General features: G+C 41.0%; 11 protein-coding genes. 4 read left to right on the forward strand and 7 right to left on the reverse strand.

Annotated features, from left to right (window positions below; translation table 11 throughout):
* Positions 1 to 77: 77 nt before the first annotated feature.
* From IPI59_02440 to IPI59_02465, 6 genes are all read right to left on the reverse strand, one after another.
* On the reverse strand, positions 78 to 542 hold the full coding sequence (locus tag IPI59_02440) for a hemerythrin domain-containing protein (protein ID MBK7526423.1): 465 nt from the start codon (positions 540 to 542) through the stop codon (positions 78 to 80).
* Positions 532 to 894: a DUF488 domain-containing protein gene (locus tag IPI59_02445; protein MBK7526424.1), complete on the reverse strand. Its 363-nt coding sequence runs from the start codon at positions 892 to 894 to the stop codon at positions 532 to 534. Before IPI59_02445 ends, IPI59_02440 begins: the two co-directional genes overlap by 11 nt.
* Complete coding sequence (gene ric / locus IPI59_02450; GenBank protein ID MBK7526425.1) at positions 891 to 1,613, reverse strand: iron-sulfur cluster repair di-iron protein; 723 nt, start codon at positions 1,611 to 1,613, stop codon at positions 891 to 893. The genes IPI59_02445 and ric overlap by 4 nt, the downstream gene beginning before the upstream one ends.
* A 194-nt stretch (positions 1,614 to 1,807) precedes the next feature.
* On the reverse strand, positions 1,808 to 2,206 hold the full coding sequence (locus IPI59_02455) for a group III truncated hemoglobin (GenBank protein ID MBK7526426.1): 399 nt from the start codon (positions 2,204 to 2,206) through the stop codon (positions 1,808 to 1,810).
* A gap of 262 nt (positions 2,207 to 2,468) precedes the next feature.
* Positions 2,469 to 3,428, reverse strand: a complete 960-nt coding sequence (locus tag IPI59_02460) for a cbb3-type cytochrome c oxidase subunit II (GenBank protein ID MBK7526427.1) — start codon at positions 3,426 to 3,428, stop codon at positions 2,469 to 2,471.
* A gap of 45 nt (positions 3,429 to 3,473) precedes the next feature.
* The gene (locus tag IPI59_02465) at positions 3,474 to 3,908 is read right to left on the reverse strand and encodes an Rrf2 family transcriptional regulator (protein ID MBK7526428.1); all 435 of its coding nucleotides are present in this window, start codon (positions 3,906 to 3,908) and stop codon (positions 3,474 to 3,476) included.
* 301 nt (positions 3,909 to 4,209) lie between these two features.
* On the opposite strand from IPI59_02465, the gene IPI59_02470 reads away from it, so the two are divergent.
* Entirely contained in the window at positions 4,210 to 5,583 is a 1,374-nt protein-coding gene (locus tag IPI59_02470) for an anthranilate synthase component I family protein (GenBank protein MBK7526429.1), read from the forward strand.
* Between the two features lie 54 nt (positions 5,584 to 5,637).
* The gene (locus IPI59_02475) at positions 5,638 to 6,840 is read left to right on the forward strand and encodes a glycosyltransferase family 4 protein (protein MBK7526430.1); all 1,203 of its coding nucleotides are present in this window, start codon (positions 5,638 to 5,640) and stop codon (positions 6,838 to 6,840) included.
* Positions 6,841 to 7,000: 160 nt separating this feature from the next.
* Here IPI59_02475 and IPI59_02480 read toward each other — a convergent pair whose 3' ends face one another.
* Positions 7,001 to 7,705, reverse strand: coding sequence for a calcium-binding EGF-like domain-containing protein (locus IPI59_02480; GenBank protein MBK7526431.1), 705 nt, complete (start codon positions 7,703 to 7,705; stop codon positions 7,001 to 7,003).
* Between the two features lie 649 nt (positions 7,706 to 8,354).
* Here IPI59_02480 and prfB point away from each other — a divergent pair.
* Positions 8,355 to 9,459 (forward strand): peptide chain release factor 2 gene (gene prfB, locus IPI59_02485; GenBank protein MBK7526432.1). Its coding sequence is split into 2 segments (ribosomal slippage): positions 8,355 to 8,414 and positions 8,416 to 9,459, totalling 1,104 coding nucleotides; the frame shifts between segments, so codons are not numbered across the junction.
* A 171-nt stretch (positions 9,460 to 9,630) separates the two neighbouring features.
* The gene (locus IPI59_02490; GenBank protein MBK7526433.1) at positions 9,631 to 13,356 is read left to right on the forward strand and encodes a proprotein convertase P-domain-containing protein; all 3,726 of its coding nucleotides are present in this window, start codon (positions 9,631 to 9,633) and stop codon (positions 13,354 to 13,356) included.
* The last annotated feature ends 88 nt before the right edge of the window (positions 13,357 to 13,444 follow it).

Genomic DNA, 13,444 nt, shown 5'->3' on the forward strand with positions numbered 1-13,444 from the left:
TATTATCCGGAGTTGCTAGATCCGGATAATAAAACCAAGGGCAAAATTAAATGGCCGTACAAAGTTTTTTATGTGTTTTACTGTTGCCAGAAAGCATCCGTCAGGTTGTCATCAAACTTTTGATTAGTACCACATGCTTGTATGTTCTGTAATTGCTCACTTGAAGCTTTTGCTTGAATTTCATTAAACAGAACCCTTTCTTCAAAGCGAATATGCTGTTCGAGTTCATCGGCAATTGAATTAAGCGAGGCTTGGCGGTTTGCTTCGTTTTCGAAAAGCTGTTTTATTCTTTTGTGTTCGGCTTTGGCTTGTTCTACAAGTTTGTTTCCCTTTTCAAGAACAGGGAAAAGATGGGTTTCTTCTATTTCAAAATGGTCGGCAAGGTGTGTTTTCCAAAACCATTTTGCGTAGTTATCAATACGGTCAACAGCGATATTTCGTTTAAATCCCTCGCGTATTTTCCAGCATAAAAGCAAGCCGTGGTGGTGCTCGCGGCTAATCGGCTGTAGCGCTTTATGTCGCTTGATAGGTTTATTTTCCATCGCTTATTATGTTTATTTCATTTAATAATATTATTGCATGATTTATTTTTTCATCTTTCGCGGCATAAAGTAACGTGAGGTTTTGCGTTGTTGCAATGGATTTTAGTCGTTTAAGTTCCTCTGTTTTTGTGTTTAACTCGGCCTTATATTGTTCGGCAAAATAATTGAAATTATTGGCCTTGTGCCCGAACCATTTTCTTAGCTCGGGCGAAGGCGCAATATTTTTATTCCATTCGTCTAAAGCGGCATTTTCCTTGCTCAAGCCTCTAGGCCACAGTCTGTCAACCAATACCCTGTAGCCATCGTCAGAGGTAGGTTTTTCATATATCCGCTTAATTTTTATCCTATTCACGAAGCAGATGATTCCATTTCAATAGCTTTCGGAAATAGGATATTGTTTTCTAAGTGGATGTGTTGGTGCAGGTCGTTTTCAAACTCTTCTAACATTGCAAATGTAACCCTGTAGGTGTTACAAGCATCAATTGGGGGGGTATAATTTTGCGTTAATTCCGAAATTTTCCTAAAACGGTCGCCCTCAACGTTGTGTTCGTGTTTCATCATGTTTATAGGGTTTTGTACGGTGCCAAACGGCGCGCTAATAGGTGTGCCCGATTGTTTGGCCGAAACCATTTTTCTGATAAACGGAAATAAAACCATTTCTTCTTTTTCCATGTGGTTTGTTAAGTCTTCGGCTGTGCCACGAAAAAGCTGTTCAACCTCAATTAGTTCGGGGTGCCGGTCGCCATGAACCCTGGCAACTTTGTGTAAAAATGGTGCTATTTCCTGTATTCTCGTTACAACGTAACGATGGTGTTTTTTTTCAATATAGTCGGCCAATAAATCTAATGGCCATGAATTAAAATCAACCCCTGAGGCATCATTTTTTTGAGCTGTTACCTCGTTAAGGTGTTGAATTAATTCGTCTGCATTTTTCTTTTTATGCGTGCAGGCTTCTTCAATATTTCGGTTGCCATTGCAACAAAAATCTATTCCATTTTTTTTAAAAACGGAGGCGGTGCGGTAGTCTTGTGCTACCAATTCACCAATAACGGTTTGTTTTGTAATATTCATGTTGTTGTAATAAAAATGTGTATTAATTTTATAGGCCACTGTTGCAATGGCATTTGTAAGTTATATTGTTGTTACTTTTCCGGATGTTTTTTTATTGGTAGTTTGTGTTTTTTGCTTTTGGAGGTTTTAGCGTATTAAAATATAGTTTCAATATCTATCTATCCGGAAAAAAGCCTGCCCCCCTACAACGGTTGTTATAAAAGAGGGATAGCAGAATTATTATTGTAATAGTTTATTTTAGAAAGGAACATTTCGGCCATTCTTTGGCCCTGCCATTTTGCTCTGTTTGCCTTTTCGCCTTCAAAAAGGGTATCAACTGTTTCGTTAAATAACTGTAGCCATCTTTCAAAATGATTTGCATCAACGGGCAGTTTGGCGTGGGGTATAAACGGGCTGCCAAAATAGGTATGCTCTTCTAATAACACCGTTTGCCAAAAACGGTACATCTTTTCGAGGTGTTGTGGCCAGCGGTTTTGAATGACGTTGTTAAAAATATCGGCCAATTTATCGTCTTGGCGAATTTTGCCGTAAAAAGTATCAACCATTTGTTTAATATCGCTCAGTCCTTTTATATCGTTTTTAATTTGGGTCATTATTGTGGGTAAAGTTTGTAATTATTAATATACGCTGTTCGGCCAAAAATACTATTGAATTAAATAAGCAGTTGATTTGGAGTTTTTAAGAGGTAAATCGGTTTTTGGGGGTCTAAATTTTGTTGATTTTCCTTTATTATAAACGCTTAAACAACGGAATGGTTCGAGCTTCAAGCCCGGCCTCCGGATGCTTTTGCTGTCTATTGATTTATGCGCTCACAAGTTATCGGTATTCATTGCCAGGTAGTTTTTTTCCTTATTTTTAATTTTTAGCTGTCATATTGATAATATCTATTCTGTTTTTAACATCTTCTGTTTTTACTTGTTTGGCATTATTTCCCCAGCTTGTATTTACGTAATTAATAATTTCGGTTATTTCTTCGGCGCTTAGGTCATTGTCTAACCCTACAGCGTTCATTGCTGCATATTCTGCCCTTGCATCATAACCCGTCATAATAATATTTACAAGCAAATCGGGGTTATTTGCTAAAACAATTGGGCTGCCATTTAATGGTGGGAAAGCATTTTTTAACCCTTCGCCATTAGGCTGGTGACAACTTGAGCAGTGCCGGGTATAAAGCATGTGGCCGTTGAGCGGATTAGCGTAACCGGTTTCATTTTTTGTAGTTGTGTTTGCTGGCAGAGTTGCTTGTTTTAAATTTTGCAAATAGGCTACTAAATCAAGGGCTTCTTTTTTGGCTACAATTTTTCCGTCAATACCTTTCCGGAAAGCATTAGGGACAGAAATTTCAATCTCTCCTTTGCTTACAGAATCTTTAATTTCAAACAGCCATGGAAAGGCAGGCATAGTTGATTTTTCTACAGCAGCCCTTGGCTGGTACAAGTGCAACAAGTTCCAGTCTAAGTGTGGGCGGCGCTCGCCTATATTTGTCAAATCGGGGCCAGCCCTTTCGGTTCCTGTCAGTTTTGCAGTATTTTGTTCTAAATTGGTTGGGGTTGTGTCTGCATAGCCGGCGGTACTACTCTCTGTCTTATCTCCATCCAAATTGCCCCCTCGTTGGGTATGACAGGCCACACAGCCATTGGCAATAAAAATTTGTTTGCCTGCAACGGCATCTCCGCCAAGTGCTTGCGCGCTTTGTGGAGACGTATTGTTTTTTTGATTATTAATTGCCAGAATTATGGCAACAATTGCCGCTAACAACAAAAACAGTCCTAACGCCAAGCCGAGTAATTTTTTATAACCATCGTAAAACTTCATAATATTAATTATTGGCATTATATTGCTTGCTTGCCATTTTAACTATCAGTGTTTTAAAAAGAATACCCCTTTTTCTGTTTTTACTGCCAATGATTTTATGGTGCTTGTTTCAAGCATATTTCTTAAGTTATCTCGAATTAATTTAAACTGATTGTGAACCGGACATGGCTTTTTATCGCTGCAAGATTTTAATCCCAAGCCACATTTTGTATAAATACCGTTGCCGTCAATTGCCAATACAATGGTGCTTAATTTTACGTTTTCGAGTTCTTTTTCGTCCATCGAAAAACCACCGGTAGGGCCTTTGTCTGAGTTGATAATTCCAAAGCGTACAAGCTGCTGTAATATTTTAGAGGTATATGCTTCGGGCGATTCAATAGCGGTTGCGACCCCCTTTAAACTCACTTTTTTACCCAGCAAAGAATGTTCGGCAACACAAATTGCTGCCCTTATTCCATATTCACAAGCTTTTGAAAACATTAATACGCTGTTTAATGGGCAAAGATAATCATTTATTTTTAATAGTGGATGCTTTTGTCCACTATTTTTTGAAAGGGCATAAAAACTTTCCAAACACCTTTCCTTCCGGATTTATTGCATTGGTTGTTAATTTGTATTGTTCTACATTTATTTTTCCGGAGGAGAAAAAATGAAAAATAGTATCGCCTAAACAGTTGGCTAAAAAGCAGTATATACGTACAAATTAAAAATAACTAATTTTGCCGCCCGAACGTATTTATTTGTTTGTTTTTATCTTTCTTTTTTTATTTTATATGTAGGTATGCAATTTCAAATTACCGACCTGCCAGTGTTTAAAAGCCAGCTAATGGTTTGGGCCTCGCAATTTAACACTTGCTTTTGGCTCGACAGCAACGAATACAGTGCCGATGCTTATACGCAATACGAGTTGTTGGTGGGTATTGGTTTGCAAAAAAAGGCTATAACTACGGCAAAAGTAGGCAAAGTTTTACCCACACTAAACCAACTGCAAACACAAATACAGGCAAAAAACAATACTAAACCTATTGACAAATGGCTGTTTTTAGCCCTGGCTTACGATGTAAAAAATGAAACAGAACCCAACAGTAATCTATATACCCGCCAGCCAAACAGTATGGGGTTTCCGGATTTGATAGCCTTACAACCCGATTTACTCCTTAAAATCCGGAAAAATGGTTGGTGCGAAATTGAAATCTCAGACAAATACGCCAAACTATGGCCTCCGGAAAAAATACGAAACGCCATTGAATCTAAAAATACATTTGATTTTACTAATAAACTTGCTGGCAACTTATTAAATGGTAAACCATTGGTAAATTTAACGCAGCCTATTGCCCCATTTATTAGCAAAAAACGCTATTTGCAACAAATAAAAGCCATGCAAAAACATATTTGCCAGGGCAATATTTACGAGGCCAATTTTTGCCAGTCGTTTGTGGCCAAAAATGCACAAATAAGCCATCCTTGGGCTTTGTTTAACAAGTTTAACTCGTTAAATGCTGCACCCTTTGCCGGGTTTATGCACGTTGGGCATTGGCAACTGTATTGCGGCAGCCCCGAAAGATTTATACAAAAAACAGGCAATCAAATAATTTCGCAGCCCATAAAAGGAACAACCAAGCGCGGCGCCACCCCCCAGCTTGATGCTGCCTTAGCCCAAGCACTGCGGCAAAACCCAAAAGAACAAGCCGAAAATGTAATGATTGTTGATTTGGTGCGCAACGATTTAGCCCGCATGGCGCAGTTAGGCAGCGTGCGAGTGGCCGAGCTTTTTGGTGTTTACTCGTTTGCAAAAGTGCATCATTTAATTAGCACAATAACGGCACAATTGCCCCAAATAAATATTAATTTTACTCAAATTCTACAAGCCTGTTTTCCAATGGGGTCAATGACGGGCGCCCCAAAAATTAGTGCTATGCAAATTTGTAATACCTTAGAGGCCTCGCGCAGGGGCATGTACGCCGGCACCATGGGCTATATTGACCCTAACGGCAATTTTGATTTTAATGTTATCATCCGGAGTTTGATTTTCAACGCCAAAAAACAAATTTTATCTTTTCAGGTGGGGGGGGCAATTACCCATCAGTCAAACCCGTTGGCCGAGTACGAAGAGTGCTTGTTAAAAGCTACTACCATGCTCGATGTTTTACAATAAACCAAAACCAAAAATTAATTAACGAACTGGTCGTTTAGGCAATATTTCTTTTTTATGCGAATTGTTATTTTAATTCCTTCGCTGGCAATGGGCGGTGCCGAGGGGTTGGCGGTACTACAAGCAAACGAGCTTTACAAGGCAGGGCAAATGGTATGGTTGGTAAGTGTAACCGACCAAATGTTATTGGCAAAAAATCTTCTAATACCGCAAACCAACTGTATAAGTTTGCACTACCAACACGCGGTAATAAATGCCCAAACTGTTTTGCAAACCGGCAAACTAAAAAAAGCATTCAATTTGTTGATGCACACCATAAAGCCCGATTTTATAATAGCACATTTGCCCTTATGCCATTGGTTAGCCCGGTGGTCAGTATGGCGGTTGCGGGCGGCAAAATATCCGGATAAAAATACAATACCGCGTTTAATTTGTTACCACCATTCGGTGCAATTTAGGGCAAATCCAATTAATAGTATCGGCAAATATTTGTTTAACAAAGTAAACAGGTTTTTAGCGCAAAAAGCCGATTGGGCAAATATATTTGTATCTAAAGCCTCGTTACTTGACCATGAAAAAAAATGGCACAAATTAGTAAATCCTTATGTTTTGCCTTCGTGCATAGTGCGCCATAATGCGGGTAGTCAGGTGGCAAAAGCCTTATTACAACAAAATGGCATACCGCAAACCGCATTTTTAATTTTGCTTCCGGGTAGGCTACACCCGGCTAAAGGACATCTTTTATTTTTAGATGCCTTGGAACAATTGCAAAAATTACCATTAGAAACGGCAGCATTGGCCAAATGGTTTTTTCCGGATATTGCCGTTCTGTTTGTTGGCAACGGTCCAATGCGCAGTCAAATTCAACAAACGATAAACGATAAAAACTTGGCAGACACCGTTTTTTTATTAGGCCAACAACCCAATGAAATTGTGCAAGCATTAATGTCTTTGTGTGCATTGGTTGTAACGCCTTCATTGTTTGAGGGGTTTGGTTTGGTGGCCGCCGAAGCCCTAATGCAAGGCTGCCCGGTATTGGGTAGCAAGGTGGGCGTTTTCCCCGAAATAATAGCGTCAAACACAAACGGCTTATTGTTCGAAACAGGTAACAGCACACATTTAGCCCTGCAATTACAAAACATAAGGCAACAAATAAACGAAGGTATTTATAACCGCGAGCAAATACAATGCAAAGCCGATTTGTTGTTTTCGGTTAAACAATATATGACTGGGTTAATGCAAATTTTGTCGCCATCATAGCGCAGCAAAAACGGCCATAGAGAACAAAAAGCAAATCCCCCGCTGTTTTATTACCAAATAAACAGCAGGGGATTTGTTTTACAATTTGCTTAGGCAAATAACAGTCAGTCAATTATTCGCTATATGCAATCATATTAATTAATTAGTTAGTTAGCTGATACTATATTGACTCCAGCAATGAAGTACAGTTATCAACCACGCCGCCAACAGTTAGTTTAAAAGCGATGGCCATAGTTTTAGTTGCGCCATTTACTTTTAAAGTGCCGGTGCCAGTGCTTTCAACACTAAATTGGGTAGCTTCGGGGGCGTTATACGTGCCAGTTTGAGCTTTAATTTCGTAGCTGTACTCAGCCTTAGCTTCATCGTAGCTTAAGATAGTGGCTTTTACGGCGCTACCTTGTAAACCTGTAAAATTGTTAATAACAAACTCGTTTACAGCACCAGCCGAAGTAGTAACAGTAACGTTGTTTACATAAGTACCCGAGTTGCATTCATCGCTCATTTTATACGAGCCAAGGAATTTAGCACGCATTTCTTTGTCGCATTGGTCGCCTTCATAACCAGTTTGGCAAAAACATTCGCAAGCTTTGCTTACTGTGTTATACACGGGCGATTCGGGGGTAAATTGGCTATTTGCGTTTTTGTCGCATTCAATGTTCCAACAGGCATCGTAGTTTTCGCAAGCTGGGCCACTGTAGCCGTCGGCGCAATCGCACTCGGCAATGCCGTTGTTTACCACACATTTACCGCCGTTTAAGCACTCAACGCCATCGCATTCAGAGTTTGGGCAGCCAGTAAATAAAACAGTTGCGCTAACAAGGGCAACAAGCACCATAGCGTAACGGAAAAAATTAAATTTAATCATGGGTTTAAGATGTTTGATTTTTAATTATTGTTTTTAATTAATTGATTAGGTTTATTAATTTTAAATTGGTTTGTTTTTTTTATTATACCAGCGGAGGTTATAAATTTATGTTTTCAATTAAACAGTAAACGTGTTCGCGCGATAAATTGATTGCCTAATTCCGGAATGAAAATTCGCTATCTATTTTATAGAATTTTTCCTGAAATTCAAACTCAGAAAAAATCAATTTAAATAAAATAAATACAATAGATAGGGCAAAGGTACAACTATTTTAGCATTTTTTAGCAAATTTCCTATTATTACTTGTGCTTGAGACACAAAATTGTTAAATTTGTTTAATCCATTAAACTATAACGTTAATGCTTAAATAAAATTTGAATAAAACGCTTGTATAAATTTTGACTGTATTTTTTGAGTTTGGTTACTTAATAATTTTATTTCGTATGCTAACGATGTTATACCTAATAAAATGGTTGCATGTATCGAAAATATTTTTTGTGCAGTATAAAAATTGTTGTCTGCCCTTATTTATTATAGCCCAAGCCGTATAAATTAGTTTATTCGCTTTTTGTTAAAGCCGGTCAAACTATTAAATTTTAGTTGTAATTTTGTCCGTTATTCAAAATATTTATTTCATTAAAAAAACAAAATGACCCCCGATCAATTAAAGCAGCTCGAAAATCAAATGGCTGTACTAAGGAGATATCTTTGACGTTGACAACCGCATCATCCGGATTGAAGAAGCTAAAATACAAACTGCCGACCCCGAATTTTGGAACGACCGCGCAAAAGCCGAATCAGTTTTAAAAACCTTAAAAAATCATGAATTTTGGGTGAATCAGTATAATATTGTTCTTGCCCAATTCAACGATTTGCAGGTATTACTTGAATTTGCTGAAACCGACCAAACAGTTTGGCCTGAAGCTGACGAACAATTTAACTTAGTACAACAATTAGCTAACGACCTCGAAATACAGTCAACCCTCAATCAACCCGAAGACCAGTTGCCATGCGTACTAACTATTAATGCAGGCGCGGGTGGTACCGAAAGTTGCGATTGGGCTAACATGCTGCTGCGCATGTATATTATGTGGGGCGAAAAAAACGGCTATACCATTAGGGAAGTAGATTTTCAGGCGGGCGACGTAGCAGGCATAAAATCGGTTACACTTGAGTTTGAAGGCAATTTGGCTTATGGGTATTTAAAAAACGAATCGGGTGTGCATAGGTTGGTGCGTATTTCGCCCTTCGATTCAAGCAACAGGCGGCATACTTCTTTTGCCTCGGTATTTGTATATCCGTTGCTCGACGATAGTATTGATATTGAAATTAACCCCGCCGACCTTAGTTGGGACACCTACCGCAGCAGTGGCGCAGGCGGGCAAAATGTAAATAAAGTTGAAACAGCCGTTCGGGTAAGGCATTTACCAACCGGCATAACAATAGAATGTCAAAAGGAACGCTCGCAACATGCCAACCGCGAACACGCCCTGCTAATGCTAAAGTCGAGGCTATACGAGTTGGAACTGCAAAAACGCAACGAAGAAAAAGCCAAAGTGGCAAACAGCAAACGCAAAATCGAGTGGGGGTCGCAGGTGCGCAACTACGTACTACAACCTTATAAATTAGTAAAAGACCTGCGCTCAATGTACGAGACCGGCAACGTACAGGCAATTTTAGACGGGCAACTGAACGAACTTATAAAATCCTTGTTATTAGTAGCCAAAGAAGATGCACTATTGGTTGAAGATTAGGCGTAGTATATGCACCAAAACACCTTGTTCTTTAAAACCTAAATTAATATAATATCCGGATAAACACAAGGTTGCAAACTTGTTTTTTCTAAGACGGCAATTTCAAATTTTGCTTCTCTCACCATATAATAAAACATAAAAACTCAAACAAATAATTTTTAGTTATTAATTATGTATAAAAAAACTACTTTTGTGCTCAGGGCCTTACTGTTTGTAGTATTTACCAGCCTAAATATATTAGCACAAACCAACTCGGTACAATTGGCAACAGGTGGCTATTGGCAAGCCACCCCGGAAAATCAATTGGTGCGCAAAGGCATACGCGACCTTTACCCACAAGCCTATCAAACCTATACGCTTAGGTTGCAACAATTTACCAAAGCACTATCGGCAGCCCCGCTACAAGCATACGGGGCAAACCGCCCCAACCCTTTAACAGTAGCTTTGCCTATGCCCGACGGCTCAATGCAGCGCTACGCCCTTGTTGAATCTCCGGTAATGCACCCCGATTTGGCCGCTCGCTTTCCTGAAAACAAAACCTGGACGGGGCAAGGCATAGACGACCCCACCGCCACTATGCGTTGTAGTATTACCCAGTTTGGTTTTAGAGCCATGATAATTGGCAACCAGGGCACTATATATATTGACCCTTATGGCGTAGGCGATTTGCATAATTACATTGTATTTAATAAAGCCGATTTTTACGCAAACAACGATTTGGGCTATAGCTGCGAAACCAACGATTCGCATTTTGCCGATGACTACCACCCAAATACCGAAACTCCGGCATACAGGTCAAATGGTGTACTGCGCACTTACCGCGCAGCCTTTGCCTGCTCAAAAGAGTTTACCAATACCCACTGTGGCGGCACCCAAAGCGGCGGCCTTGCCAAAGTAGTCGAAGTAATTAACCGATTAAATACCATTTACGAACGCGACCTTTCAATACATCTCGAAATGGTTGCAAACAGTATTGATATTGTATATACCAACACCAACACCCCCCCAGTTGCTTACTCAACCAGCGACCATAGTGCTAATAATGATGCCAACCAAACAAATGTAGATACCGATATTGGCAGTGCCAACTACGATGTTGGCCATGCACTAACAACCGTAGGCGGTGGCCTTGCCTGGCTTGGGGTATTTTGTAATGGTAATGACCTTAAAGCCAAGGGCACATCTGGTACCGGCGGCTGGTCAACCGGCGACCCGTTCATGGTCGATATTGTATCGCACGAGGTTGGCCACATGTTAGGCGCTGGCCATACTTTTAACAGTAACGCAGCAGGCAACTGTGGCCCTAACCGCTCAGAAACTACTGCTTGGGAGCCCGGATCCGGATCTACGCCTATGAGTTACTCCGGATTATGCGGCGGTGGCCACGACATTCAATCAAACAGCGACGATTATTTCCACTCAGGGTCTATCAATCAAATTTTAAATACCATTAATGGCAGCGGCGGCTGCGCCAGTTTTACTAATGTAGGCAACGCCGACCCCACTTGTGAGGCCGGTCCTAATTATACTATTCCCAAATCAACGCCCTTTATGCTAACCGGCACCAGCAACGATATTAATGGCAATGGCTCGCTAACCCATTGTTGGGAGGAATTGGATTTAGGCCCCGGAGGCCACCCCAACAGTCCAGTTGGTCAAGCACCCATATTTAGAAGTTTTTACCCAACGGCAAGCAAAACCCGTGTTTTTCCTAAATGGAGTGATATTTTAAACAATACCCAAACCACCGGAGAAATTATGGCTTCGTATGGTCGCACCATTAGCTTAAACTTTTTTGTGCGCGATAATTTTGCAGGTTGTGGTGGTGCCGATGTTGACAATATGGTAGTTACCGTTGATGATGTTGCAGGTCCATTTGTTGTTACCGCACCTAATACTGCCGTAACATGGGAAATAGGCCAAACTCAAAATGTAACATGGAATGTTGCCGGCACAACCGCTGCCCCCGTAAGTTGCGCCAACGTAGATATTTACCTTTCAACAAACGGTGGTACAGAATGGCCTATGTTATTGGCAAGTAACGTACCCAACGATGGCACACACCCCATAGTAGTTCCAAATGCCATCACTACCCAAGCGCGCGTAATGGTAAAAGGGCGCGGCAATATATTTTTCGATGTGTCGAATGTCAATTTTACTATTAACGCCTCGTCAGTACCTACTTATTTGATGGAGGTTGCCAACGACACGGTAAATGTATGCGCCCCCAGCGATGGCACGTTTACAGTTAATTTAACAAGTTTTACCGGATTTAATAGCCCGGTAACCTTATCGGCATCTGGTAACCCACCCGGCACAGTGGTAACATTTTCACCCAATCCGGTGACCCCAACAGGAAGTTCAACTATGACAATTAGCAATACCGGCGGCTTGGCCGATAAATCTATCCATTCTTTTACCGTATCGGGCACAGGTGGCAGTATTACCCGCACGCAAAGCGTTGCTATTCAGGTTTCGCAAGGGGCAGTGCCCGAGCTTACCGCAACCTACCCAAACGATGGCAACAACAACGTACCACTTGCTCCAACTTTTAGCTGGACAAGCAGTGCCAATGCCTTGAGTTATGATTTTCAGTTGGCAACCGATGCCATTTTTGCCAATATTATAGCCTCGACCAATACCACTGCAACGAGTTATAATACCGGACTAACCCTTACCCCTAATACCGTTTACTATTGGAGGGTGCGCGGCAACAATTACTGTGGCAATGGCCCTTATACTGACGCAGCCTTTGCTACTTATCAAGTAATTTGTCAAACATTTAACAGTACCGATGTTCCCAAAAATATACCAACAACGGGTAGCAACACGCCTATTAACTCAACTTTAAATATAGGGTCAAGTTTTACTTTGACCGACGTGAACGTTGTAAATATTGCCGGCACCCATACTTTTTACGGTGATATGACTATGCGTTTAAAGCATCCGGATGGTACAGTAATAGTTTTAAGTGATGTTTCATTTTGCGAAGCTCAGGATAATTTTGGTTTGGGCTACGATGATGAGGCTGCATCGCCTCCGCCCTGTGTACCTTTAACCGGACTTTATACCCCTTTCGACCCTTTGTCTGACCTTGATGGCAAAACATCAATTGGCAACTGGACCTTCCAAATTTACGACTTTTATAACGGCGACGGCGGCACCCTAACTGCTTGGGGCTTAGAGCTTTGCTACACGGCACCCTCGAACCAAGACTTTGGTACGGCTTTGGTTGTGCAAATAAAAGCTTTGCTGCAAGGCCCCTACAATACCGGTACCGATGTTATGAGTACGGCCTTGCGTGCAGCTAATTTATTGCCCATTAGTCAGCCGTTTAATGGTTTACCGTGGGCTTACGTGGGCACCGAGTCGGTGGCTTCGCCCAATGATATTCCGGCAAATATTACCGACTGGGTTATTATTGAGTTGCGCGCAGCCGGAAATAAAAATACGCTTGTAACGCGCAAAGCCTGTTGGTTGCGCAGCGATGGAATGGTGGTTGATTTAGACGGAACTCCAGGCGTTAAATTTTCGGGTACGCCCCCCGGAAATTACTATGTGGTTGTGCGCGACCGTACTCACCTCGATGCTATTAGTGCCAATGCGGTAGCGCTGCCAAACGGAATTACGCTTGATTTTACCAATCCTGCCAACGTGTCGGGTGGGGCTGCCCAGTTAGGTTTGCTCGAAGGGGCTACTTATGGTTTGTTGTGCGGCGATTATGACGGCAACGGCAAAATAACCATAGCCGACTTTAACAAATATAATGCCGATGCCAGCAAACTAAATGGCTATTATCCCGGAGACGGAAATTTAGACAAAAACGTTACCATTACCGATTTTAATTTATATAACGCCAATGCCTCAAAATTAGGTGTTATTGAAATACAGTATTAATTGTTTTAAATAAGCTGCCTGCCTAAATCAGGGCGATAAAAATTTTCAATGGGCAATACTGCCATGCAGTATTGCCCATTAACTCGAT

The organism is Sphingobacteriales bacterium, from assembly GCA_016706405.1.
Lineage (GTDB): Bacteria > Bacteroidota > Bacteroidia > Chitinophagales > UBA2359 > BJ6.